This is a genomic window from Microbacterium sp. KNMS (assembly GCF_053851835.1).
On the sequence record NZ_JBSQBP010000003.1, the window covers coordinates 19,735 to 43,627 of the forward strand.

20 protein-coding genes are annotated in these 23,893 nt (G+C 72.1%); 12 read left to right on the forward strand and 8 right to left on the reverse strand.

The window, feature by feature from the left end; genetic code table 11:
* The first annotated feature begins 8 nt into the window (after nucleotides 1-8).
* On the forward strand, nucleotides 9-1,367 hold the full coding sequence (locus tag ACWXWW_RS02610) for a purine-cytosine permease family protein (RefSeq protein ID WP_455968577.1): 1,359 nt from the start codon (nucleotides 9-11) through the stop codon (nucleotides 1,365-1,367).
* Between the two features lie 4 nt (nucleotides 1,368-1,371).
* Here the strand turns inward: ACWXWW_RS02610 and ACWXWW_RS02615 are convergent, their stop codons facing one another.
* Nucleotides 1,372-2,265, reverse strand: coding sequence for an Lrp/AsnC family transcriptional regulator (locus tag ACWXWW_RS02615; RefSeq protein WP_271173337.1), 894 nt, complete (start codon nucleotides 2,263-2,265; stop codon nucleotides 1,372-1,374).
* 217 nt (nucleotides 2,266-2,482) lie between these two features.
* Here ACWXWW_RS02615 and ACWXWW_RS02620 point away from each other — a divergent pair, with 217 nt between their 5' ends.
* From ACWXWW_RS02620 to ACWXWW_RS02650, 7 genes are all read left to right on the forward strand, one after another.
* The gene (locus ACWXWW_RS02620; protein WP_271173336.1) at nucleotides 2,483-3,805 is read left to right on the forward strand and encodes an MFS transporter; all 1,323 of its coding nucleotides are present in this window, start codon (nucleotides 2,483-2,485) and stop codon (nucleotides 3,803-3,805) included.
* Nucleotides 3,802-5,481 (forward strand): amidohydrolase, encoded by a 1,680-nt coding sequence (locus tag ACWXWW_RS02625; RefSeq protein ID WP_455968579.1) that lies wholly within the window; start codon nucleotides 3,802-3,804, stop codon nucleotides 5,479-5,481. The genes ACWXWW_RS02620 and ACWXWW_RS02625 overlap by 4 nt, the downstream gene beginning before the upstream one ends.
* Nucleotides 5,478-7,088 carry a thiamine pyrophosphate-binding protein gene (locus ACWXWW_RS02630; protein ID WP_455968581.1) on the forward strand — a complete coding sequence of 537 codons (1,611 nt, stop codon included), beginning with the start codon at nucleotides 5,478-5,480 and terminating at the stop codon, nucleotides 7,086-7,088. The genes ACWXWW_RS02625 and ACWXWW_RS02630 overlap by 4 nt, the downstream gene beginning before the upstream one ends.
* A 19-nt stretch (nucleotides 7,089-7,107) precedes the next feature.
* The gene (locus ACWXWW_RS02635) at nucleotides 7,108-7,734 is read left to right on the forward strand and encodes a cyclase family protein (RefSeq protein ID WP_455968583.1); all 627 of its coding nucleotides are present in this window, start codon (nucleotides 7,108-7,110) and stop codon (nucleotides 7,732-7,734) included.
* 143 nt (nucleotides 7,735-7,877) lie between these two features.
* On the forward strand, nucleotides 7,878-10,055 hold the full coding sequence (gene helR, locus ACWXWW_RS02640) for an RNA polymerase recycling motor ATPase HelR (protein ID WP_455968585.1): 2,178 nt from the start codon (nucleotides 7,878-7,880) through the stop codon (nucleotides 10,053-10,055).
* A gap of 10 nt (nucleotides 10,056-10,065) precedes the next feature.
* A complete protein-coding gene (locus ACWXWW_RS02645) occupies nucleotides 10,066-11,409 on the forward strand; it encodes an FAD-binding oxidoreductase (RefSeq protein ID WP_455968586.1) in 1,344 nt (447 codons plus the stop codon).
* Between the two features lie 31 nt (nucleotides 11,410-11,440).
* Nucleotides 11,441-11,953: a metallophosphoesterase family protein gene (locus ACWXWW_RS02650; protein WP_455968587.1), complete on the forward strand. Its 513-nt coding sequence runs from the start codon at nucleotides 11,441-11,443 to the stop codon at nucleotides 11,951-11,953.
* A gap of 54 nt (nucleotides 11,954-12,007) precedes the next feature.
* Here the strand turns inward: ACWXWW_RS02650 and pgi are convergent, their stop codons facing one another.
* Nucleotides 12,008-13,690 (reverse strand): glucose-6-phosphate isomerase, encoded by a 1,683-nt coding sequence (gene pgi / locus ACWXWW_RS02655; protein WP_455968589.1) that lies wholly within the window; start codon nucleotides 13,688-13,690, stop codon nucleotides 12,008-12,010.
* A gap of 135 nt (nucleotides 13,691-13,825) precedes the next feature.
* Between pgi and ACWXWW_RS02660 the strand changes: the two genes are divergently transcribed.
* Entirely contained in the window at nucleotides 13,826-14,284 is a 459-nt protein-coding gene (locus ACWXWW_RS02660) for an SRPBCC family protein (RefSeq protein ID WP_271173396.1), read from the forward strand.
* 3 nt (nucleotides 14,285-14,287) lie between these two features.
* Here the strand turns inward: ACWXWW_RS02660 and ACWXWW_RS02665 are convergent, their stop codons facing one another.
* The 6 genes from ACWXWW_RS02665 to ACWXWW_RS02690 all read right to left on the reverse strand — a co-directional run bounded on the left by ACWXWW_RS02665 (nucleotide 14,288) and on the right by ACWXWW_RS02690 (nucleotide 20,598).
* Nucleotides 14,288-15,646, reverse strand: coding sequence for an MFS transporter (locus ACWXWW_RS02665; protein ID WP_455968591.1), 1,359 nt, complete (start codon nucleotides 15,644-15,646; stop codon nucleotides 14,288-14,290).
* Nucleotides 15,647-15,757: 111 nt separating this feature from the next.
* Nucleotides 15,758-16,171: an ATP-binding protein gene (locus ACWXWW_RS02670; RefSeq protein ID WP_455968592.1), complete on the reverse strand. Its 414-nt coding sequence runs from the start codon at nucleotides 16,169-16,171 to the stop codon at nucleotides 15,758-15,760.
* Entirely contained in the window at nucleotides 16,161-16,493 is a 333-nt protein-coding gene (locus ACWXWW_RS02675) for an STAS domain-containing protein (RefSeq protein WP_455968594.1), read from the reverse strand. Before ACWXWW_RS02675 ends, ACWXWW_RS02670 begins: the two co-directional genes overlap by 11 nt.
* A complete protein-coding gene (locus tag ACWXWW_RS02680) occupies nucleotides 16,490-18,436 on the reverse strand; it encodes a glycosyltransferase family 2 protein (RefSeq protein WP_455968595.1) in 1,947 nt (648 codons plus the stop codon). Before ACWXWW_RS02680 ends, ACWXWW_RS02675 begins: the two co-directional genes overlap by 4 nt.
* 104 nt (nucleotides 18,437-18,540) lie before the next feature.
* A complete protein-coding gene (locus ACWXWW_RS02685) occupies nucleotides 18,541-19,767 on the reverse strand; it encodes an MFS transporter (protein ID WP_455968596.1) in 1,227 nt (408 codons plus the stop codon).
* A 126-nt stretch (nucleotides 19,768-19,893) separates the two neighbouring features.
* On the reverse strand, nucleotides 19,894-20,598 hold the full coding sequence (locus tag ACWXWW_RS02690) for a FadR/GntR family transcriptional regulator (protein WP_455968598.1): 705 nt from the start codon (nucleotides 20,596-20,598) through the stop codon (nucleotides 19,894-19,896).
* Between the two features lie 105 nt (nucleotides 20,599-20,703).
* On the opposite strand from ACWXWW_RS02690, the gene ACWXWW_RS02695 reads away from it, so the two are divergent.
* Genes ACWXWW_RS02695 through ACWXWW_RS02705 form a run of 3 tightly spaced genes read left to right on the forward strand, consistent with a single transcriptional unit; the run spans nucleotide 20,704 to nucleotide 23,893 of the window.
* A complete protein-coding gene (locus tag ACWXWW_RS02695; protein ID WP_455968600.1) occupies nucleotides 20,704-22,086 on the forward strand; it encodes a GntP family permease in 1,383 nt (460 codons plus the stop codon).
* A gap of 2 nt (nucleotides 22,087-22,088) precedes the next feature.
* A complete protein-coding gene (locus tag ACWXWW_RS02700; protein WP_455968601.1) occupies nucleotides 22,089-22,856 on the forward strand; it encodes an SDR family oxidoreductase in 768 nt (255 codons plus the stop codon).
* Nucleotides 22,857-22,873: 17 nt separating this feature from the next.
* Entirely contained in the window at nucleotides 22,874-23,893 is a 1,020-nt protein-coding gene (locus ACWXWW_RS02705; protein ID WP_421075275.1) for a zinc-binding dehydrogenase, read from the forward strand.

Consider the following 23,893-nt stretch of genomic DNA (forward strand, 5'->3'; position numbering starts at 1 on the left):
AGACGCCGATGTCATCCGAACGCCGTCGAGAGACCCCCGCCGACGCGACCGGCCCCGTCACGGGCACCCTCGCGGTCCGGCGTGTCGGGATGATCTGGCTCGCCGCCAACCTCGTCGTGACGACTCTTCTGACAGGCACGCTGTTCGTGCCAGGGATCGACTACGGCGGCGCGCTTCTCATGATCGTGATCGGCACGCTCTCGGGCGTGGCCGTGCTCGCGGCCGTCGGCAACATCGGCACACGCACCGGCCTGCCCACGATGGCGCTGACACGCGGCGCGTTCGGCACCCGCGGCAGCCTGCTGCCGCTCGCGGCGAACGTGTTCGTGCTCATGGGATGGAGCTGGGTGCAGGCCATGCTCGCGGGGGTGACGGTCGACGCGCTCGTCGCGCAGCTCACGGGCTTCTCGAACCCGGTCCTGTTCTCGGTGCTGTGCCAGGCGATCGTGGTCGTCCTCGCGATCTTCGGCCACGAGGGCATCGCCCGGGTCGAGCCGTGGCTCGCGGTGCTCATGCTCATCGTCATCGGGTGGATGTTCGCGCAGGCGTTCACGGCGTTCCCTCCGGCGGACTACTTCGCGCTCGAGCCGACCGGTGAGCTCACGCACGTGTTCGTGCTCGACATGGTCATCGCGACGGCGATCTCGTGGACCGTGCTGTCGGCCGATGTGAACCGGCTCGCGCGGACCTCGCGCGCGGGCGTCGTCGGCTCGGTCGCGGGCTACGCGACCTCGACGATCGTTTCGATGTCGCTCGGAGCGACCGCATTCGCGTACATCCTGCTGTCGGGTGCCGACGGGGCGCCGTTCGACCCGACCGCGCTCGTGACGGCGTTCGGCGCGCCGATCGCGGTGGTGATCTTCGTCTCGGTCATGGCGACGAACACGATGGTCGTGTACGGGATGACGACGTCGGTCATGAACTCCCTGCCCGGCTGGCGGCCGCGCTTCCTCCCCACCGCGCTCATCCTCGGCGCGATCTCGATCGCGGGCTCGACGTGGCTCGCGCTGCTCGACCGGTTCACGACGTTCCTCACGGTCATCGGCGCGTTCTTCGTGCCGGTGTTCGCGATCATGATCGTGGACTACTACGTCATCCGGCGCGGGTCGTACAACGCCGACATCCTCCGCAGCTCGGGGGGCCGCTACTGGTTCGCGAAGGGGGTGAACCCGATCGCGATCATCGCCTGGGTCGTCGGCGCGCTCGTGTCCTATCTCCTCACCTATGTCTGGCCGAGTCCGATCGGCGCGACCGCCGCCGCGTTCGCCGTGACATTCGCGGTGTACCTCGTCCCGATGCTCCCCGTCCGGCGTCGCGCGCGCGCCGAGCGCAGCGTGCACCTCGCCGAGCAGCCGCTGGAGGGCTGAGGCCTCAGCGCGCGGCGGGCCGCAGCGTCCGCGCGTAGTCCTCCTTGAGCACCGCGAGGTGCAGCCACGACTCCATCCGCGCGACGCCAGGGAGCGTGCGGAGCCGTTCGAGGCTCGCGTACAGCGCGCCCGCCGTCGGCTCCACGAGCGTCGCGACCGCGTCGAAGCGGCCCAGCGTGCGAGCGGCGAAGTCGACGCCGCGCCACTCGCGCAGCGCGTCGATCACGGCGTCGTCCTCCCCGGAGAGGTTGAGCCCGACCCCCATCGACAGCTGCCGGTGCGCAAGGCCCCGCGCCTCGACGGCGCTGATCTTGATGACACCGCCCGCGATGAGGCGCTGCACGCGCGTCGTGACTGCGGAGGGGGAGAGGCGGACCGCCTCGCCGAGTGCGCGGTAGCTCATGCGGCCGTCGCGCTGCAGCATCTCGATCAGCGACATGTCGATGTCGTCGATCACGAGGTCGCCCTGATAGTCCGAGACGAAGAAGCCCTTCACGACCGTCGAGTAGATCAGGGTGCTGATGTCCACGACGCCGCTGAGCCCGCGGATGCGCGCGAGCAGCTCGTGGAGGGTCGCCATGGAGCCGACCCGCACCTCGGTGACGAGATCGTGCGAGCCGCCCACGGCTGAGACGAGCACGGTCTCGGGGAGCCCGCGCAGATGCTCCGCGATGGGCTGCACGGAGCCATCGGCCCGCACCGAGACGTGCGCGAGCACGTGCTGACCGAGGAAGGCGGGATCGACCGCGGCGACGACGCGCACGGTGCCGTCGGCGAGCATCGCGCGGAGCCGTGTCGAGACGGCCGCGCGGGACTGCCCGAGCCTCAGCGCGAGGGAGTGGATGCTCGCACGCCCGTCCTCCTGCAGTGCCCGAACGAGGTCGGCTTCGAAGTCCATCCCGTCTCCGATCCGCGAGATTCCGTGGAACGCGCGTCGACGCGCGCAGAAGTGAAGTCTACTCGCGATTCAAGGAGACACCGCGAGCGGATCTGCGCGTTCTTCGAATCGGAACATCGGCGACAGCGAGATTCTCCTGGAGTTCTGGCCTTGCTCCGCCTTCCGGCCGCTCGTAGCATCCGATGCAACCCGATACCCCCGCAAAGGAGCGGCCACCATGACTTCCACGCACAGCAGAGCGCGGCGCGCCGGCTTCGCCGCGTTCGTCGGCACCACGATCGAGTGGTACGACTTCTACGTCTACGCGACCGCCGCCGCCCTCGTCTTCGGACCGCTGTTCTTCCCGAGCGACGACCCGCTTGCCGAGACAGCGGCCGCCTTCGCGACGTTCGCCGTCGCCTTCCTCGTCCGTCCGCTGGGCGGCATCGTCTTCGGCCACATCGGAGACAAGCTGGGCCGCCGTGTCTCCCTCGTGATCACCCTCCTCCTCATGGGCGTCGCGACCGTGCTCGTCGGCTGCCTGCCGACGTACGCCGACATCGGCATCGCCGCGCCGATCCTCCTCATCGCCCTGCGCGCGCTGCAGGGGCTGGCCGTCGGCGGCGAGTGGGGCGGCGCCGTCCTGATGAGCGTCGAGCACGCGCCCGAGAAGTCGAAGACCTTCTACGGGGGCTTCACGCAGCTCGGCAACCCCGCCGGTGCGCTGCTCGCGTCCGGCGTCTTCGCGATCATGTCGCGCGGCGGCGAGACCTTCATCATCGACGGCGGATGGCGCATCCCGTTCATCGCGTCGATCGTGCTCATCGGGGTGGGGCTGTGGGTCCGCTACCGCGTCGAGGAGTCGCCGGTCTTCGCCTCGAAGGTCGAGGGGCGCAAGCAGTCCATGCCGCTCGCGTTCGCGCTGCGTGCCAACTGGCTGCCGATCCTCCTCGGCATCGGCCTGCTGCCGATCTCGACCGGCGGCTACTACCTCGCGACGACGTTCGCCACGGCATACGCGACCGGCGAGACGGTCGCGCTCAGCGAGCAGCTGATCCTCGACGCGATGACCGTGGCGTCGTTCGTCGAGTTCCTCGTGACGCTCCCCATCGCGTGGCTGGGCGACCGCTGGGGGCGCAAGAACATCATGTACATCGGCCTGGTCACCTCCGTGCTCACGTTCGCGCCCTTCCTGCTCGTCATGCCGGGGCGGATCGAGCCGGCCGTCTTCCTCCTGGCCTCGCTCGTGCGCGTCGCGATGAGCGCGACGTACGCTCCGATCGCCGCGATCCTCGCGCAGATGTTCCGCCCTCAGGCGCGCTACACGTCGATCGCGCTCGCCTATGGCGTGGGCGCGGCGGTCTGGGCAGGGTTCTCGCCCTGGTTCGCGACGCAGCTCATCGCGTGGACCGGCAGCGTCTGGTCGGTGATCGCGATGTTCACTGGGATGGCCGTGCTCGCGGGCATCTGCACGCGGCTCGCTCCCCAGCACTCCGACGAGGCGCCGGTCACGGCGTCCTTCACGCCCCGCACCGACACGAGGACGAACCGACTCCCATGAGGAAGCTGACCCCCTTCGACCGACCCGCTCAGACCGCGCCGCGGATGATCGTCGCGCGTGCGATCCACACGGTCGACGCCCGCGACACGACCGCGACGGCGATGCTCATCGATCGCGGCCGGATCCTCGCCGTCGGCGACCGCGAGACTTGCGCGGCGGCCGCGCACGCGCTCGGCCTCGATCCGGAGACCGTCGACCTCGGCGACGGCGTCGTCGTGCCGGGCTTCGTCGACGCGCACGCGCATCCGCTCATGTACGGGCAGATGATGACGTGGGTGGACTGCGGGCCCGAGAAGGCGGGCAGCATCCCCGAGATCGTCGCGCTGCTCCGCGCCGCGGCGGAGGGCCTCCCCGAGGGGCGTCCCGTCCGCGGCTACGGGTACGAGCACCGCAACCTCGCCGAGCGCCGTCACCCGACCCGCTTCGAGCTCGACGAGGTGTCGACCGAGCGCGAGGTCTACCTCATGAACGCCTCGGGCCACGGCGGCGTCGTCAACAGCGTGACGCTCGAGCGCGCGGGCGTCGACCGCGGCACGCCCGACCCCGAGGGCGGCGTGTTCTTCCGCGACGCAGACGGCGAGCTCACGGGCGAGCTGTCCGACGCGGCCTGCAACATCCTCACCGGGGTGCACGGCGTGAAGATCGGCCATCACGGACCGAACTTCCACCTCGCCGACGAGCCGGAGGAGCACCTGCGCCAGCTCGATGTCGCGACCCGCCGGTTCCTCGAGGGCGGTGTGACCGCGATCGGCGACGCCCAGGTCTCGCGTCGCGAGTTCGACATGTACCTGCGCCTCGCCGAGGCCGGGCGGCTCGAGCTGCGCGTGTCGATGTACCTGCTCTCGCACCTCCTCGACGAGGCACTCGAGATGGGGCTCGTCGGCGCGTTCGGCAACGCGCACCTGAGCTTCGCCGGCATCAAGCTCTACGCCGACGGCACGCTCGGCGGATGGACGGCGTACTTCCCCGACGGGTACGTGGGCGACCCGTGCCGCACGGGCCAGCTCTACCACGAGCCCGCCGAGTACGCAGAGCTCATCCGCCGCGCACACGCCGCGGGCCTGCAGACCGCCACGCATGCGCAGTCGCCGACCGCGATCGAGATGGTCGTGTCGGCGATCGAGGCGGCGCTCGCCGAGCGCCCCGATCCCGACGCCCGCCATCGGATCGAGCACTGCGGCCTGCCGACGGCCGACCAGATCCGCCGGATGGCTGCAGCGGGCATCCGGCCGGTGAACCAGACGCAGCACTACTATAACTGGGGCGAGGGCGTCGAGGAGGCCATCGGAACCCCGGGGGAGCGGTTCAACCCGCTGGGCGAGTTCGAGGCCGCCGGCGTGCCGATCACGATCTCGTCGGATGCGCCGGTCGCCGAGCCGATCCCGCTCGAGGCGATCCAGACGGCCGTGACGCGGGTGACGCGGCGCGGGCGCCGTCTCGGCCCCGACGACCTGTGCGTGTCCGCGCGCGCGGCGCTGCGCGCCCACACCTACGAAGGTGCGGTGTCGCTCGGGCGGGAGGACGATCTCGGCTCGCTCGAGGTCGGGAAGTGCGCGGACTTCGCCGTGCTGAGCGACGACCCGCTCGCGGTCGAGCCCGAGCGCATCGCCGCCATCCGGGTCAGGGAGACGTGGATCGGCGGCGAGCGCCGTCACCGCGCGGAGGTCGGCTCGTGACCGGGGCGCACGGCGCGGACACCGCGGGGCGTGCGGTGCTCGAGACGATCCGCGCCTACGGCGTCACGGCCGTCTTCGGCATCCCCGGCACGCACAACCTCGAGCTCTACCGGCCGCTGGCCGATCTCGGCATCCGCGCAGTCACGAATCGCCATGAGCAGGGCTCGGGCTACGGGGCGGACGGCTGGACGCAGCTGACGGGGACGCCGGGTGTCGTCATCACGACCTCGGGGCCGGGTCTGCAGAACGCCATGAGCGCGATCGGCACGGCGTTCTGCGAGTCCCGCCCGCTGCTCGTGCTGTCGCCCGGGGTCGCGCGCGGAGACGAGTTCCGCGACGTCGGCACGCTCCACGAGACCAAGGATGCGAGCGCCATGGTCGGTGCGATCGCGGAGTGGTCGCGCCGCGTCGAGAGCGCGGCTGAGGCCGTGGACGCCGTGCACGACGCCTTCGCGCTCTTCCGCACGGGGCGGCCGCGCCCCGTGCACATCGAGATCCCGCTCGACGTGCTCGAGGCGCCGGCCGAGGTGCCGGTCGCCGCACGGGCGCCGCGCGAGCTCCGCCCGGCGGCAGGGCCGGACGCGACCGCCGTCGCCCGTGCTGTCGCGCTTCTCGAGGGCGCCCGGCGCCCCGTGATCGTCGCCGGCGGGGGCGCCACGCGCGCCGCGACGCAGGTGACGGCGCTCGCCGAGCGCCTCGGCGCTCCGGTGCTGACGACCCTCAACGGCAAGGGGACGGTCGACGAACACCACCCCCTGTCGCTCGGCTCGAACCTGCGACTCGCGTCGGCGCGCGGGGTCGCGGAGGACGCAGACGTGCTCGTCGTGCTCGGCTCGAAGCTCGGCGAGGCCGAGCTGTGGGCTCCCGCACTCGCCGCACGCGGCCGGGTCATCCGCATCGACATCTCGGCCGCGCAGGTGCACAAGAACCTCGAGGCGACGGTCGGGATCGTGGGCGACTGCCGGGCCGTCCTCGACGCGCTGCTCGCCGAGCTCGCGATCCGGACGCGCCCCGCGCCGGACCTCGCCGACGCGCGCGCGGCCATCCTCGCGGAGACCCGTGAGGCCCTCCCGGAGACCGTCGCGCTCGCCGAGGCCATCGCGCGAGCCCTGCCCCACGACGCGGTCGTCGCAGGCGACTCGTCGCAGATCGTCTACATGGCGCTCGCGAACGTGCTCCGCCAGGCGCGCCCGCATTCGCTGCTCTACACGCCGACCTACGCGACGCTCGGATACGGACTACCCGCCGCGATCGGCGCCCGGGTCGCCCAGACCGAGCGGCCCGTCGTCGCCGTCCTGGGCGACGGCGCGCTCATGTTCTGCGTCAACGAGCTCATGACCGCGGTCGAGCAGCGGCTCGACCTCGTCGTCGTGTGCGTCGACAACGGCGGCTACGCGGAGATCCGGCAGAACGAGATCGACCGGGGCATCGCGCCGATCGGCGTCGATCTCGTCCAGCCGGACTGGGCTGCGCTCGCGGATGCCTTCGGCGCGCGGGGCGTGCGCGTCGAGCGACGGGGCGACATCGGCACCGCGATCGGCGAGGCGGTCGAGGCCGGAGGCGTCCGGCTCGTCCACATCCCGCAGGGCGCACTCGCGGACGGGTGACCGCGTGTACCGTCGGCGCATGCGCGATCTCAGCCGTCCCATCCGCACCGGCATGACCGTGTACCCCGGCGACCCCGCGGTGCGCATCGAGTCGGCTCTCGAGATCGCGCGCGACGGCGTCGAGGTCGCCGCCCTGCACCTCGGCTCGCACACGGGAACGCACCTCGACGCGCCGTCCCACGTCATCGCGGGCGGGCGCACGACCGGCGCGATCCCGCTCGACGAGCTCGTGGGCGAGGCAATCGTCCTGCACCTCGGCGAGGTCGCCGCCGGCGCGGTCATCACGCTCGACGACCTGCGTCGGGCGTCGGCCGACCTCGAAGCCGATCTACGGCCGATCGTCGTGCTGGACACCGGATGGGCGGAGCGCTTCGGGTCGGCGGACGCGACCGCGCATCCGCACCTCGACCCGGTGGCGGCCGCCTGGCTCGTCGCGCACGGGATGCGCGTGCTCGCGGTCGACCTGCTGAGCCCCGACCCGACGGGCGGGGAGGGCTTCCCCGTGCACGAGATCGTGCTCGGCGCCGACGCGCTCATCGTCGAGAACCTGCGCGGCCTGGCGGGCCTCGAGCGGCATCCGCGGATCGGCGTCTTCCCGCTCGCGATCGATGCGGATGGAGCGCCGGCGCGCGTCGTCGCCCTCTGATCTCCCCGCGGTTCCAGTGTACGGCCGGGGTGGGGGCTTGCCGCAAGGCCCCCGGTACGGGGCAGAATCGTCTCCTTCCCTCCGGCCGGCACCCGCGCGCAGCGGGTGTCCGCCGTGCTGTCGCGATCGTCGGAGCCGCCCGCATGACCACCACCCTCAGCCCGTTCGCCCTTCCCGACAGCCGCGCCGCCAAGGCCGACGCCGCGCTCATCGCACGCGACGAGGCGCAGTTCGCCGCGATCGCCGCGAGCCTCGCTCGCCAGATCGCCGACGCATCCGACCGCCTCGAGGCGCAGCGCCGCGCGCCGGCCGGCCAGGGGCAGAAGGCCCTCGACCGCGACCTCGAGATCCACCGCCTGACGGCCCGCCTGCGCCTGCTGCGGCGCTTCGGCCTCGATCTCTGCCTCGGCCGCATGGTGCCCGCCGAGGGCGGCGACCCCGTCTACATCGGCCGCATCGGCCTCTCCGATGCCGATGGCGAGCCGCTCCTCGTCGACTGGAGGGCGCGCGCGGCCGAGCCCTTCTTCGGCGCGACGCACGCCGATCCGATGGGGCTGAGCAGCCGACGGCGCTACCGGTGGAGCGGCGGCCGCATCGTGGACTACTGGGACGAGGTGTTCACGGCCGACGCCCTCGAGAGCGGCGCGGCGCTCGACGACCAGTCCGCCTTCATCGCGAGTCTCGGCGCGAGCCGCTCTCCGCACATGCGCGATGTGCTCGCGACCATCCAGGCCGATCAGGACGCGATCATCCGCGCGCCCTCGGCCGGCGCGCTCGTCGTCGACGGCGGCCCGGGAACGGGCAAGACGGTCGTCGCGCTCCATCGCGCGGCGTACCTGCTGCACGCCGAGCCGCGGATGGCACGCGGTGGCGGCGGCGTGCTCGTCGTCGGGCCGTCGCGCGCGTATCTCGACCACGTGTCGGACGTGCTGCCGAGTCTTGGAGAGGAGGGCGTGCGCGTGTGCACGGTCGACGACCTCGTGGTCGAGGGCGCCATCGCCCGCGCGGAACCCGACCCCCGGGTCGCGTCTCTCAAGGCGGACGGGCGGATGGTGCAGGCGATCGAACCGGCCGTGCGCCTCTACGAGGAGCCGCCCGTCGACGAGGTGCTCGTCGAGACGCCATGGACGGCCGTCGTCGTGACGGCGGATGACTGGGCCGACGCGTTCGCGTCTCCCGAGCCGGGGACGCCGCACAACGAGGCGCGCGACCAGGTCTGGGAGACGCTGCTCGAGCTCATCGCCGACCGGCACGACGATGAGGAGGTGCCGGCGGACCTCCTGCGCCGCGCGCTCGCGCAGGACAGGGACCTCGCGACGGCCTTCACGCGCGCGTGGCCGCGGCTCGAGGCAGCGGATCTCGTGAGCGACCTGTGGACCGTGCCGGCGTACCTGCGGCGCTGCGCGCCATGGCTCGCGGACGACGAGGTGCGGCTGCTGACGCGGGCGGATGGCGCGGCCTGGACGAGCGCGGATCTCCCGCTTCTCGATGCAGCCCGGATGCGACTGGGCGATCCCGGGACGGCGCGCCGCGCGCGGGAGCGCGAGGCGGCGCTGTCCGCGCAGCGGGCCTACCGGGAGGACATCGCCGACTACCTCATCGCGAACGACGACAGCGAGATGGGCGTCGCGATGATCCTGCGCGGGGACGACGCGCGGGAGAGCCTCGTCGACGAAGCGGACGTGCCGGCGCCCGAACCCGACGCGCTGATCGGACCGTTCGCCCACATCGTCGTCGACGAGGCGCAGGAGCTCACCGACGCGCAGTGGCAGATGCTGCTGCGCCGCTGTCCCTCCCGCAGCCTGACGGTCGTCGGCGACCGAGCGCAGGCACGGCACGGCTTCCTCGGCTCGTGGGAGGAGCGGCTCGCGCGCGCGGGTCTGCGCGACGTGCGCGTCGCCTCGCTCGCGGTCAACTACCGGACGCCGTCGGAGATCATGGCGGTCGCCGAGCCGGTCATCCGCGCCGCCCTGCCCGATGCGAACGTCCCGGTGTCCGTACGCAGCTCCGGCATCCCCGTGCGGCGCGCCCGAGCAGGCGAGCGCGACGCGATTCTCGAGCGGTGGCTCGACGAGCACGGCGAGGGCACGGCATGCGTGATCGGAGACCCCGGCTTCCGCCCGCACGGGCGCGTCCGCTCGGCGACGCCGGAGGACGCGAAGGGGCTCGAGTTCGACCTCGTGCTCCTCGCCGACGCAGACGCGCCGGGCGGCGGGATCGAGGCCGCGGTCGACCGCTACGTCGCGATGACGCGTGCGACGCGCGAGCTCATCCTCCTCGATGCGGGGCCGGGGGAGACGGATGTCCGACGACCTCGCTAGCGTGTGGGTCATGTCCGCTCTCGATGCGCTCCGAGGCCGCCTCTCCGGCCCCCTCCGCCTGCCCGACGATGCCGCCTTCGACGAGGCGCGCCGACCGTGGAACCTCTCCGTCGAGCAGCGGCCCGCGGCGGTCGCTGAGCCGGCCGGTGTCGACGACCTCGTCGCCCTCGTCGCCTTCGCGCGCGAGGAGGGCGTCATGCTCGCTGTCCAGCCGTGCGGGCACGGCGCGGCCTCGGCTCTCGAGGGCGCCGTGCTCGTTCGGCCCCGCGCCTTCGATGCGCTCGAGATCGACCAGGAGGCCCGCATCGCGCGCATCGGCGCCGGCGTCGCCTGGGGCGCGGTCATCGACGCCCTCGACGGCACGGGACTGGTCGCGCCCGCCGGCACGAGCCGCGTCGTGAGCGCGACGGGCTACACCCTCGGCGGGGGACACTCGTGGTTCAGCCGATCGGCGGGCCTCGGGTCCGACGCGCTGCGCGCGGCCTGGATCGTCCGGCCCGACGGGACGCACGAGCGTGTGGATGACGCGAGCGACCCCGAGACCATGTGGGCGCTGCGCGGCGCGGGCGGCATCGCGGGGATCGTGACCGAGATCGAGATCGACCTCGTCGCGGCCCCCGTGCTCGTGGGCGGCAGCATCGTCTTCGGCTCGGCGCACTCGGCCGACGCGCTGCGGGCCGTGCGCGACCTCGCCGCTGTCGCCCCGCCGTCGCTCAATCTCTTCGCGACGTCGATGCGCATGCCCGACGTCCCTCAGCTGCCCGAGGCGATCAGGGCGCGCAGCTTCCTCACGGTCGATGTGCTCGCGATCGACGAGGCCGCGGCGGAGTTCCTCGAGCCGATTCGCGCGGCGGCCCCCGTCGAGCGCGAGGACTTCGGTCACACGACACCGGCGCTCATGGCCTCCCGATCGGCGGAGCCCACCGATCCCACGCCCACACGCGGTGTGTCCTCCGCACTGCGGTCTCTCGACGACGCCCTGCTCGACGACCTCCTCACGTTCCGCGCGCTTCCCGAGCAGGCGCCCCTCGTCGGACTCGGGCTCCGCATGCTCGGCGGCGCACTCGACTCGCCACGCCGCGAGGGGTTCGCGTCCCTGTCCGACGCCGCATGGCTCGTGCACGGGCTCGCCCCGATCACGCCCGGTGCGCCGCGCGAGCCGGGTGACGCGAGCCTCGCTGGCCTGCGCGAGATCCTCGGTCGCGCGGACGAGGCGCCGCTCGTGCCGACGTTCCTCGCGCCCGAGGAGACGCTCGAGCGCGCGGGGACCCGCGCCGATCTCGATCGACTCCGCGCCATCCGCGAGCGGGTCGATCCCGACGCCGTCCTGCACGAGGGGCGCCTGCCGCGATGACGGCCGCGCGGCGGACCGAGGAGCGCGCCGGGTGACGACGCGCCTGGTTCTGCTCGCCGACACCCATGTGCCCGCGCGCGCCCGGCGGCTGCCGGATGACGCGTGGCGCGCGATCGACGCCGCCGACGTGGTCGTGCACGCGGGCGACTGGGTCGACGTCGAGACGCTCGACGCTCTCGAGACGCGCTCCCGGCGCCTCATCGGCGTGCACGGCAACAACGACGGGCCCGCGCTGCGTGCGCGTCTGCCCGAGCTCGCACGGGTGCGCATCGAGGGCATCGACCTCGCCGTGATCCACGAGACAGGGGCGGCCCGAGGTCGCGAGGAGCGTGTCGACGGTCTGCTGGCCGAGGAGCGGCCCGACGTGCTCGTCTTCGGGCACAGCCACATCCCCTGGGACTCGACGACGCCCGCGGGCACCCGGCTGCTGAACCCGGGCTCGCCCACCGACCGTCGACGCCAGCCCGCGTGCACGCTCATGACGTGTTCCATCGACGGCGACGTGCTCCGCGACGTCGCGCTCGTGCCGGTCGTCCGCAGCTGACGACGCCGAACGGCCCGGCCGCGCGAACGCAGCCGGGCCGTCGGGGATCTCGCGTCAGCTCGAGCGGTGCGCGCGGTAGTACGCGAGCAGCGCCTTCGTCGACGGGTCCTGGGCCTCGAGTGCGGCCTCGTCGCCCTCGATGGCGGGCGCGATCTGGAGGGCGAGCTGCTTGCCGAGCTCGACGCCCCACTGGTCGAAGGAGTTGATGCCCCACACGACGCCCTGCGTGAAGACGATGTGCTCGTACAGCGCGATCAGCTGGCCGAGCACCGCCGGCGTGAGGGCGGGAGCGAAGATCGACGTCGTCGGGCGGTTGCCCGCGAACGTGCGCGCCGCGACGAGCGGACCCGTCGTGCCCTCGGCCTCCACCTCATCCGCGGTCTTGCCGAACGCGAGCGCCTTCGTCTGCGCGAGGAAGTTCGCGAGGAACAGCCCGTGCACGTCCCGGCCGCCGTCCTGGAGCGGGTATGCGGGGTTCGCGAACGCGATGAAGTCGGCGGGGATGAGCCGCGTGCCCTGGTGGATCAGCTGGTAGAACGCGTGCTGGCCGTTCGTGCCCGGCTCGCCCCAGAACACCTCGCCCGTGTCGGTCGTCACGGGCGTGCCGTCCCAGCGCACCGACTTGCCGTTGGACTCCATGGTGAGCTGCTGGAGGTAGGCCGCGAAGCGGTGCAGCTGCTGCGCGTAGGGGAGCACCGCGTGCGACTGGGCGCCGAGGAAGTTCGTGTACCAGACGTTGAGGAGCCCCATGAGCACGGGCACGTTGCGCGCGAGCGGCGTCGTGCGCACGTGCTCGTCCACCGCGTGGAATCCCTCGAGCAGCTCGCGGAAGACCGCCGGTCCGAGCACGATCGCGAGCGACGTGCCGATCGCCGAGTCCACCGAGTAGCGGCCGCCGACCCAGTCCCAGAACCCGAAGGCGTTCTCGGGGTCGATGCCGAAGTCGGCGACCTTGTCGAGAGCCGTCGACACGGCGACGAAGTGGTGCGCGACGGCGTCGGTGCGCGCCGCGTCGTCGTCAGCGATCGCGCCCTTGCCGGCGAGCTGCGACCACAGCCAGTCGCGTGCGAGGCGCGCGTTCGTGAGCGTCTCGAGCGTCGTGAACGTCTTCGACGCGACGATGAAAAGGGTCGTCTCGGCATCGAGGTCGGCGACCTTCTGCGCGAGGTCCGTGGGGTCGATGTTCGAGATGAAGCGCGCCTCGATGCCCGCGTCCGCGTAGGGCTTGAGCGCCTCGTACACCATCACCGGCCCGAGGTCGGATCCGCCGATGCCGATGTTCACGACGTGCGTCACGCGCTTGCCGGTGACGCCCCGCCAGTCGCCGCCGCGCACGCGCTCCGCGAAGGCGGAGACCTTGGCCAGCACGGCGTGCACGTCGACGTCGACATCCTGCCCGTCGACCGCGAGCGCGGGCGTCGCGCCGGCCGGGCGACGCAGCGCGGTGTGCAGGACCGCGCGGTCCTCGGTCGTGTTGATGTGCGTGCCCTCGAGCATCGCCGCGAAGCGCTCGGCGACGCCGGTCTGCTCGGCGAGTCGCACGAGCGAGGCGAGGATGTCGTCGGTCACGAGGTTCTTCGAGAGGTCCACGTGGAGGTCGGCGAGCGGAAGGCTGAGACGCTCGGCCCGATCGGGGTCGGCGGCGAACCAGCCGCGCAGGTCGGGGGAGAAGCTCGCGCGGTGCGCCTCGAGCTCCGCCCAGGCCGAGGTGGACGTGGGGTCGACGGGAGCGGTCATGCTGCAACCGTACCGAGTGCCGCCCTCACGCGCCCACCGGGCGTCATGTGAGGGCAGGCTCCGCGTGTCAAGCCCGTGCCGCGGTCAGGGGCTGCGTCTAGCGTGAGCACCAGGCACCGAGAGCCGGAGGCGACCATGTCGATCAACGTCCGCGAGATCCGCTGCACCCCCGAGGAGATCTTCCGCGTCCTCGGCGACGGATGGCTCTACCCGGTCTGGGTCGTGGGGGCGTCGCGCATGCGCGAGGTCGACGACGACTGGCCGCGCCCCGGCGCCGAGCTCCACCACTCGGTGGGCAGCTGGCCGCTGCTCCTCGACGACACGACCGAGTGCGTCGAATGGGATCCGCCGCGCCGGATGGTGCTGCAGGCGCGCGGATGGCCGATCGGCGAGGCGCGCGTGACGATCGAGGTCAAGCCGCGCGGCGCCGGATCGCTCGTGAGGATCTCGGAGGCGGCCGTCGAGGGTCCCGGGTCGCTCGTTCCCCGGTTCCTCGTCGATCCGCCGCTGCATGCGCGCAACGCCGAGACGCTGCGGCGTCTGGCGTTCCTCGCCGAGGGACACGCGGCCCGCGACCGCGCGGCGGGCTCCTGAGCGTCAGTCCGTCGGCTCGCCCGATGCGACGCGCTCTCGCGGCATCGCGATCGCGGCCACGAGCATGAGCGCCGCCGTGACGGCGACGCCGACGAAGACCCAGGTGGAGGCCGCGACGATCGTGTCGTAGTCGTGCTCGCCCTCGCCTGCGGCGATGATGCCGTTCGCGACGGCGCCGAAGATCGCGACGCCGACGGCGGATCCCACCGAGCGCGAGAAGGCGTTGAGTCCCGTGACGACCCCGCGCTCGCCCCACCCGACCGACGCCTGCGCGGCGATCAGGGTCGGCGCGGCCGTCCAGCCGAGGCCGAAGCCGACGACGAACGCGGTGAGGGCGACGAGGAACGGGTTGGGCCAGGGCGCGACGGCCACGAGCCCAGCAGCGCCCGCGAGCGAGATCGCCGCGCCGATCACGGTCGTCGTGCGGAAGCCCCAGCGCAGATACAGGCGCCCCGAGTTCGACGCCGCGAGCGGCCATCCGAGCGTGAGCGCGGCCACCGCGAGCCCCGAGAGGAGCGGCACGGTGCCGATCGAGTTCTCGAGGTAGGTGGGCGCGAAGCTCGTGATGCCCGTCAGCAGCGCACCGACTGCGAGCGCCACGAGGGTGGTCGTGAGGATGAGCCGGCGCCCGAGCAGCGACAGGTCGATGATCGGCTCGGCTGCGCGCCGCTCGACGAGGGCGAACGCGACGAGGGCGACCCCGGCGATCGAGAAGGCCGCGATGCTCGGCGGAGCCGTCCATGCCCAGGCGCTCCCGCCCTCGAGGACCGCGAGGATGAGGGCCGACATCCCGACCGTCAGGAGCGCGGCTCCCGCGTAGTCGATGCGGTGACGGCGCCGCTCGACCTGCTCGTGATACGCGCGCACGAGCATCCAGCCCGCGGCGATGCAGAGCGGGATGTTGATGAGGAAGATGCCGCGCCACGACGCGAACTGAGAGAAGACCCCGCCGAGGGCAGGGCCGAGGACCGATGAGACCGCCCAGACGCTCGCGATGTAGCCCTGCACCTTCGCGCGCTCCTCGACCGTGTAGATGTCGCCGACGATCGTCATGGCCATGGGCGTCGCCGCGCCGGCGCCGAGACCCTGGACGAGGCGGAAGAGGATGAGCGACGTCATGCTCCAGGCGACGCCGCACAGAAGGGAGCCGAGGAGGAACAGCCCGATGCCGATGAGGATGATGGGCTTGCGCCCGATCGTGTCCGAGAGCTTCGAGTAGATCGGGACGCTCACGGCCTGCGCGAGCAGGTAGACCGAGAACAGCCACGGGAACTGGTCGAACTGCCCGAGATCGGCCACGACGCTCGGGACGGCCGTCGCGAGGATGGTCGCGTCGATCGCGATGAGCCCGGTCGCCAGCATGAGCGCTCCGAGCACAGGCCCGCGCTCGGATCGAAGGCCGACGGTCCTGCTGCGACTGCTCGTGGTGCTCACCTCACAACCCAAGTCGCGGGGCGCCCCGGGCATTCCCGATCAGGCGAGACGACGGACGAGGGTCCAGACGTTCCCGTGGTCGACATGGTGATCGAGCACGTCGAGCGCTTCTCGGGCGAGCGCGAGACCGCGCCCCGATTCCGCGTCTGGGCCGGGCATCGACACGTCCGCCCACGCGATGTCGACCGGCCACGCGGTGTCGCGGATGATCGCCGTGAGGGCGGTCCGCCCCACCTCGAGCTCGGCTGTGACACGGACCTCCGCGTCGCCGGGGGAATGCGTCACCACGTTCGTGGCGATCTCGGACACGGCGAGCCCGAAGAGCATCCGGTCCGCGTCGGCGACTTCGGCCCGCGACCAGATCCTCTCCAGCGCGTCGAGCACGGCGTCGACGAAGGCGACCTCCGCGCGTCCCTCGACACGGGCACGCAGGACGGGCTCGTCACCGTTCATCGAACGCGGTCTCCGGCGACGCGTGCTCGCGCAGCACGCGATCGAGGTTCGTCAGGCGCATCACCGTCCGCACGGCATCCGGGACGGCGGCGATGCGCAGGTCCCCGCCAGCCACGCGCGCGGCCTTGAGGCCGCCGATGAGGGCGCCGAGGCCCGACGAGTCCACGAACTCGGTGCCGCCGAGGTCCACGACGATCCGCGTGCGGCCGGCCTCGACGAGATCCTTCACCGCGTCGCGCAGGCGCGGTGCGCCCGAGGCGGTCAGGCGTCCGTCGATCGTGATGACGGAGAACCCGTCGCGGTGAGTGCTCGTGAGGTTCATGCGGTTGCCTCTCTGTCTGCGGCCGCCGGCCCTCGATAGAGGGCGGCCTGGATGATCACGCTGAGGACGACGATGTCGTAGGCGACCCAGAGGGTGTTCACGAGGGTCCCCGTGCCGTCCGCCGTTCCGACCGCGACGCGGACGACGCCGATCGCGAGCGACGCGACGAGCACCGCCATCGCGGTGAGCTGCGGCCAGATCTCGCGCCAGGGCACTCCTCCGGGTGCTCGCCCGTCCTTCCTGGTCACCGCGAAGCCGAGGGGGCGGCCCAGCACCACATTGGCGAAGGCCGTCCAGCACGCCCGGATCCAGACCGGGAAGAGCGCGAGCGAGTACTGCTGCCCGCGCCACGTGCGCACGCCCTTGGCGACGACGAGGAAGAGCAGCTGGTTCACCGCGAAGGCGGGGAGGAAGCGCGCGAAGAAGTCCACGGACCACGCTGTGACCGGCATGACGCCGAAGACGAGGTAGAACACGGGAGCGGCGAGGTACACGATCGCGGCGAAGCCCGACAGGTACGTCCACATCGTCGCGAAGTACATGAGCCGCTGGCCGGCGGAGAGCCCGCGCTTCACGAGCGGGTTGTCGCGCAGCATGACCTGCAGCGTGCCCTGCGCCCACCGCAGGCGCTGCGTGAGCATCGTGCGGAGATCCTCCGGGGCGAGTCCGCGGGCGAGGATCTCGTGGTGGTAGACGCTGCGCCACCCGAGGGCGTGCAGCTGCATCGCGGTGGCCATGTCCTCGGTGACCGAGATCGTCGCGAGCGGCAGGAGCGGCTGGGCCTCACCCGGCCGGTCCACGCGCAGCGCGTCGAGCAGCGATCGGACGGCCTCGATCGCGCCGAGCGGGGAGAGGTCGCGGGTCGCCAGCTCGTCGAGCGCGACCTCGTCGACGACCATGACGTCGAGCTGCGCGTCGTGCGCGATGGGCAGCTCGCCGATCTCCTCGAGGTCGGCGCGGATGGCGGCGAGGTCGTTCTCGACGAGACGCCGCCCTGCGTCGTCGACCAGCGCACGCACGCGGTACGTCGTCTCGGCCACCGGCTCGCCCGCGGCGATCTCGACGCGCGCGGCGGCGACCTCGGCGCGCAGGGCCATCAGCTCCTCGCGGAGCGCTCCGTCGGCGCGCTTCGCCTCGCGCGCGAGCAGCGACTCCGACGCGCGGAGCGCGCGCTGCGTCGATTCGGCGAGGTCGCGCACGTAGCCGACGATGCCGAGCTGCATGAGTGCCTCGCGGCGCAGCACCGCGTTCGACCCGCAGAAGAACGCGGCGTTCCAGCCGTCCTTGCCCTGCTGGATCGGGCCGTAGAACAGCGGCGCCTGGCTCCCGAGCGGGTCGGCCTCGTCGACGTTCGAGAACCACTGCGGCGTCTGGACGAGCGCGACCTGCGGGTCGTCGGCGAAGTAGCCGAGCGTGCGGTGGAGGATCAGGGGATCCGGCACCTGGTCGGCGTCGAGGATCAGCAGGAACTCGCCGTCGGTCTGGAACAGGGCGTTGTTGAGGTTCCCCGCCTTGGCGTGGCGCGGTTTGCCGTCCCAGTCGTCCGAGCGCCGGATGTAGCCGATCCCGGCCTCGGCGGCGGCGAGCTCGAGATCCGCGCGTGCACCGTCGTCGAGGATCCAGGTCGAGTGCGGATAGGCGATCCGCTTCGCGGCCAGTGCGGTGCCCATCACGAGGTCGAGCGGCTCGTCGTACGCCGTGATGAGCACGTCGACCGTGCCCTGCGGCTCCGAGCGCGGGCCGGGGCGGTCTCGTGCGCGCCACATCGTGAGGCAGAAGAGGATCGTGTCGATGAGGCTGTACGTCTCGGCGAGCACGAGCGGCACCGCGATCCACCACGCCGACCAGTTGACGGACTCGAGCCAGCGCCAGGCGACGTAGTTCACGCCGAGGATCACCGACAGGACGGCGAGGATGCGGATCGCCGCGAAGCGCGCGCTCATGTGCGGACCATCCCGTCGTCGCTCCTGCCCATCCGCGCCATCCTATGGCCGCGTCGGATCTGCGCGGTCGGCGTTGACATCGGCCCTGCCGGCCGGTACGCCGATCAGGCGCGTGGGCGCGACAGGAGAACGTTCGCGACCGCCGCGATGAGGACGAGGGCGGCCGCCGCGATCGGCAGCAGGAGCGCAGCCGGCGTGCCGAACGTCTCGGACACGGACCCGGTGAGGGCCGAGGCCATCGCCTGCCCGACGACGACGGCCGAGCCGACCATCGTCATGACTGTGGCAGAGCGGCCCTCGGGGCTGCGGGCCGCGGCGAGGCTGTACTGCGTCACGAGGGTCGGCCCGATGCCGATGCCGATGACCGCGAGCGAGCACGCCATGGCGGCAGGGCTGGCGGCGAGCAGGAGCGAGAGGGAGCCCGCGAGGAGCACCGAGGCGAACGCGATCCATCGTGCGGCGAGCGAGAACCGGGCCGGAAGATATGCGATGCCGAGCGCGAACAGGGCCGAGCCGATGCCCATCACGCCGTACATGAGCCCCGCCTCGTCGGCGCGGCCGCGGTCGGCCATGAACGAGGTCAGGGAGGTGAGCATCGAGCCGAAGAAGAGGCCCACGCCGAGCGTGCCTCCCACGACCACGAGGACGCGCGGCCGGAAGAGATCGCGCATGTCGGAGGAGGGCGCCGCTCCGTCCTCGCGACCGGGTGCGACCAGGCGCCCCGTGGGATGCAGTGCGAAGGCGCCGACGAAGACCGCGGTCAGCACGGCGGCGCCGACGAGCGGCGCCCACGGCGCGATCGCCGCAGCGAGCAGCCCCACGATGAAGGGGCCGATCACGAAGACGGTCTCGTCGGCCGCGGACTCGTACGCCATCGTCGACGAGAGGGTGCGCGGTGCGCGCTCGGGGGCGATCCGGTGTCGGATGAGCGTCACGAGCCGGGCGCGCGAGAGCGGCGCGACCTGGGGAGCCGTCGCGCCGATCCCGAAGGCCGCCGCGAGCACGAGTCCGTCGGGGGTGTCGCCGTAGACGACCGCGGCGAACAGCGCGAGCGCCACCGCGTTCGCCGCCGCGAGCACGAGGAGCACGCGGCGCTGCCCGAACGCATCGGCGGCGGCGCCGAGCAGCGCGCCGAAGCACGCCGTGCCGAGTCCGACGGCCGCGGACGTGAGCCCGCCGAGCGCGAGCGAGCCCCGGACGGACACGACCGCCGTGAGCACGCCGACCACCATCATGGCGAACGGCAGCCGCGCCACGAGCGCGATGAGGAAGTAGGGGAGTCCTGCGATGCGCAGCAGGCTGCGGCTCTCTCGGACGTCGCTGATCGTCATGGGCACCTCCGGTTCGCGGGGTTCGGGTGCCGCCGCTGTCCGCCGGAGTCTCCGGCGGCCGGTAGATGCACTGCTCTCGGACGACGAGCGTCCGACAGAGGAGACTCTACCCGGCCGACCTCGGCGTCAGCTGACCACGTCGTCGGAGGCGATCTCGCTCCACACCGTCATCATGTGCGACCGCGAGTGCCGTTCGGCGGCGTCCCGGTCGCCCTCGGCGATCGCGCGGGCGGTGAGCAGATGATCCTCGAGCGTGCCCTCGGCGGGGATGCTCGGAGTGAGGCCGAGCTTCGCGCGTCCGCTCAGGACCTCGTGGACGGGCGTCTCGAGCGCCGTGAGGAGCGGGTTCCCGGAGGCCGCGAGGAGCGTGCCGTGGAAGGCGAGGTCGGCCGCGAGGTACTCCTCCGAGTCGCCCTTGCCGGTCTGCCCGAGCGTGTTGAGCCGCTCGGCGAGCCGCAGGAGCTCGGCGCGCTGAGCCGAGGTCGCCCGGGCGGCGGCGAGGCGCGCGGCCATGGGCTCGACCGTGACGCGCAGCTCCATGAGGGCCTCGAGCTGCTGCTGGCGGAAGCGGCCGCGCAGGTTCCACTGGATGAGGTGCGGATCGAAGGCGTCCCACTGCTCGCGGGGGAGGACCGTGATGCCGACCTTGCGGCGGGACGCGACCATTCGGATGCTCTCGAGCACGCGCACCGCCTCGCGGACGACCGTGCGGGAGGCGCCGTAGTCGCGCTCCAGCTGGGCGAGCGTGAAGACGGCTCCCGGCTGGGGGTCGCCCGACGCGATCCGGCTCCCGAGATCGTCGAGCACATCGCCGTGGACTCCGATGGCCATGTCGCTCCCTTGCTCGCGGTTACGTAGTATCTTATCCGTTGTTTAAGTAGTACCTTTGATGCACGGCACGCGACAGTGCGCGCCCTCGATTTCAATGGAGAAACCATGGAAGACTGGACCCAGACGATGGGCACCGGGCCTCTGCTCGGCATCGCGGCCGTCGCCGTCGCGCTCATCCTCTTCCTCGTGATCAAGGTGAGGCTGCACGCCTTCCTCGTCCTCATCGTCGTCTCGCTGCTCACCGCGATCGCGACCGGCCTGCCGCTGAACGCGCTCGTCAACGAGGTGCTCGTGTCGAGCTTCGGCGGGACGCTCGGCTCCGTCGCCCTGCTCATCGGGCTCGGCGCGATCATCGGCCGCCTCATCGAGTCGTCGGGCGGAGCCCGCGTCATCGCGGAGAAGATGGTCGCCATCTTCGGCGAGAAGCGCGCCGCCTTCGCACTCGGCCTCACCTCGCTCATCCTCGGCTTCCCGATCTTCTTCGACGCGGGCCTCATTGTCATGCTGCCGATCATCTTCGCGGTCGCGCGCCGCATCGGCGGCCGGAACCTCCTGCTCTACGGCTTCAGCGGAGCCGCGGCCTTCTCGGTCATGCACGTCTTCCTGCCCCCGCACCCGGGGCCTGTCGCCGCATCGGACTTCTTCGGCGCGAACCTCGGCGTGGTCATGCTGCTCGGCCTCGTCATCGCGTTCCCGGCCTGGTACCTCTCGGGCTACCTGTGGGGCAAGTTCGTCAACTCGCGCTACCCGATGATCGTGCCCGATCTCTTCGGCGCGCAGGACGACGACCAGCCGGCCAACCCGCCGAAGGCGAGCACGGTCATCATGATCCTCCTGCTCCCGCTCGTGCTCATCTTCCTCAACACCGGCCTCAGCACCCTGTCGACCGCGGGCGTCGTCGACGGCGACGCCGTGTGGGTCCAGGCGCTCATCCTCATCGGCACGTCGCCGGTCGCCCTCCTTATCACGGCGCTCGTCGCCCTGCTCGTCCTCGGCAAGTTCCGCGGCGAGAACGGGTCGGCGCTCGAGAAGCTCGTCGAGGGCACGCTCGGCACGGTGGCCTCCGTGATCCTCATCACGGGCGCCGGCGGCATGTTCGGCGGCGTCCTGCGCGCATCCGGCATCGGCGACGCCCTCTCCGGCACCCTCGCCGACCTCGGCATGCCCGTGATCTTCGCCGCGTACGTCATCGCCGTCGCGCTGCGCGTCGCGCAGGGCTCGGCGACGGTCGCCCTCGTCACGACCGCGGGCCTTCTCGCGCCGGCCGTCACATCGGGCGGCTACAGCGTCATCGACACGGCCGCCATCACGCTCGCCGCGGCGGCGGGCTCGGTGTTCGCCAGCCACGTGAACGACTCGGGCTTCTGGCTGGTCGGCCGGCTCATGGGCATGGACGTCAAGACCACCCTCAAGACCTGGACCGTGCAACAGGCGATCGAGTCGGTCGTCGGCTTCGCGATCGTGCTCATCGTCTTCGCGATCTTCTGAGCATGGCGGGGATCTTCGACATCACGGGCCGGCTCGCGCTCGTCACCGGCTCGTCTCGCGGTCTCGGCGCGTCTCTCGCCCTCGCGCTCGCGGAGGCGGGGGCCGAGGTCGTCCTGCACGGACGCGACGCCGCGGCGCTCGCGTCCGCGCAGGACGCGATCGCCGAAGCGACGGGCCGCCGACCGCACGCGGCGACGTTCGACGTCACCGACGCCGAGGCCGTCGAGCACGGCGTGGCCGACATCGTCGCCGCGCACGGCGTGCCCGACATCCTCGTGAACAACGCGGGCGTGCAGCGGCGCGCTCCGTTCACCGAGTTCCCGGTCGCGGACTGGGATGCCGTCGTGAGCGCGAACCTCTCGAGCGTGTTCTACGTGTCGCGGTTCGTCACCCCCGGGATGGCCGAGCGCCGCTCCGGCAAGGTGATCAACATCGGATCGGTGCAGTCGCAGCTGGCCCGGCAGACGATCGCGCCCTACTCGGCGTCGAAGGGCGGCGTCGCGATGCTCACGAAGGGGATGGCCGCCGACCTCGCGCGCTACGACGTGCAGGTCAACGCGATCTCGCCCGGGTACTTCGCGACCGAGATGAACCGGGCCCTCGTCGAGGACGAGGCGTTCAACTCCTGGCTCGTGAACCGGACGCCCGCGCGGCGCTGGGGGGACTTCCGCGAGCTGTGGGGCACGTTGCTCTACCTCGCGTCCGATGCGTCGAGCTTCGTCTCGGGGCAGAACATCTTCGTCGACGGCGGCATGACCGCCGTCGTGTGAGCGAGAGGGAGAAGAGCATGCGCGCCGCATTCATCGACGGCAAGGAGCGGATCGAGGTCCGCGAGGCCCCGACGCCCGAGCCGGGGGAGGGCGAGGTGCGGATCCGCGTCGACAGCGTCGGCATCTGCGGCTCCGACCTGCACTACTACTTCGAGGGTGCGAACGGCGAGTACGTGGTGCGGGAGCCCCTCGTCCCGGGGCACGAGCTGTCCGGACGGGTCGATCTCGACCCGTCGGGCCGGCTCGCCCCCGGGACGCCGGTGACGGTCCATCCCGCGCGCTTCGGGACCCCGGAGCGCGGCATCGAGGACGACCCGCACCTGTGGCCGGGCGGGTCGTACCTCGGCAGCGCGTCCACGTGGCCGCACACCCAGGGCGGCATGAGCGAGCAGCTCGTCGTGCGGGCCGACATGATCCGCGTCCTGCCCGACGCGCTGCCTGTTCGTCGCGCCGTGCTCGCGGAGCCGCTGGGCGTCGCCCTGCACGCCGCCACGCGGGCCGGCGACCTCGCCGGCGCCCGGGTGCTCGTGTCGGGTGCCGGGCCGATCGGCCTGCTCGCGGTCGCCGCGGCCCGCGCACGGGGTGCCGCGCACATCACCGTCAGCGACGTGCTCGAGGCCCCGCTCGCGCGGGCCGAGGAACTCGGGGCCGACGCGCTCGTTCGCGTGGGCACCGAGGAGCTCCCGCAGAGCGCGTTCGACGTCGTCTTCGAGTGCTCGGGGGCGCCCGTCGCGATCTCGTCGGCCGGCACGGCGGTGCGCCGCAAGGGCGTCGTCGTGCAGGTCGGGATGGTCCCGAACGAGCCGCGTCCGGTGAACCTCGCGCCGTACATCTCGAAGGAGGTGCACCTCGTGGGCACCTTCCGGTTCCATGACGAGATCGACGAGGCCGTCGCGCTGCTGGCGGCCGACCCCGGCATCGAGAGGGTCGTCACGCACGCGCTTCCCCTCGCCGAGGTCGCCGAGGCCTTCCGGATCGCGCGCGATGCGCAGGTTTCCGGCAAGGTGGTCGTGACGCTGCAGAGCGACGCTGGCTGA

Coding starts and splice junctions, on each gene's coding strand:
- ACWXWW_RS02610 (WP_455968577.1), top strand. CDS start 9: ATGTCATCCGAACGCCGTCGAGAGACCCCCGCCGACGCGACCGGCCCC.
- ACWXWW_RS02615 (WP_271173337.1), bottom strand. CDS start 2,265: ATGGACTTCGAAGCCGACCTCGTTCGGGCACTGCAGGAGGACGGGCGT.
- ACWXWW_RS02620 (WP_271173336.1), top strand. CDS start 2,483: ATGACTTCCACGCACAGCAGAGCGCGGCGCGCCGGCTTCGCCGCGTTC.
- ACWXWW_RS02625 (WP_455968579.1), top strand. CDS start 3,802: ATGAGGAAGCTGACCCCCTTCGACCGACCCGCTCAGACCGCGCCGCGG.
- ACWXWW_RS02635 (WP_455968583.1), top strand. CDS start 7,108: ATGCGCGATCTCAGCCGTCCCATCCGCACCGGCATGACCGTGTACCCC.
- helR (WP_455968585.1), top strand. CDS start 7,878: ATGACCACCACCCTCAGCCCGTTCGCCCTTCCCGACAGCCGCGCCGCC.
- ACWXWW_RS02645 (WP_455968586.1), top strand. CDS start 10,066: ATGTCCGCTCTCGATGCGCTCCGAGGCCGCCTCTCCGGCCCCCTCCGC.
- pgi (WP_455968589.1), bottom strand. CDS start 13,690: ATGACCGCTCCCGTCGACCCCACGTCCACCTCGGCCTGGGCGGAGCTC.
- ACWXWW_RS02660 (WP_271173396.1), top strand. CDS start 13,826: ATGTCGATCAACGTCCGCGAGATCCGCTGCACCCCCGAGGAGATCTTC.
- ACWXWW_RS02665 (WP_455968591.1), bottom strand. CDS start 15,646: ATGCTGGCGACCGGGCTCATCGCGATCGACGCGACCATCCTCGCGACG.
- ACWXWW_RS02670 (WP_455968592.1), bottom strand. CDS start 16,171: ATGAACGGTGACGAGCCCGTCCTGCGTGCCCGTGTCGAGGGACGCGCG.
- ACWXWW_RS02675 (WP_455968594.1), bottom strand. CDS start 16,493: ATGAACCTCACGAGCACTCACCGCGACGGGTTCTCCGTCATCACGATC.
- ACWXWW_RS02680 (WP_455968595.1), bottom strand. CDS start 18,436: ATGAGCGCGCGCTTCGCGGCGATCCGCATCCTCGCCGTCCTGTCGGTG.
- ACWXWW_RS02685 (WP_455968596.1), bottom strand. CDS start 19,767: ATGACGATCAGCGACGTCCGAGAGAGCCGCAGCCTGCTGCGCATCGCA.
- ACWXWW_RS02690 (WP_455968598.1), bottom strand. CDS start 20,598: ATGGCCATCGGAGTCCACGGCGATGTGCTCGACGATCTCGGGAGCCGG.
- ACWXWW_RS02695 (WP_455968600.1), top strand. CDS start 20,704: ATGGAAGACTGGACCCAGACGATGGGCACCGGGCCTCTGCTCGGCATC.
- ACWXWW_RS02700 (WP_455968601.1), top strand. CDS start 22,089: ATGGCGGGGATCTTCGACATCACGGGCCGGCTCGCGCTCGTCACCGGC.
- ACWXWW_RS02705 (WP_421075275.1), top strand. CDS start 22,874: ATGCGCGCCGCATTCATCGACGGCAAGGAGCGGATCGAGGTCCGCGAG.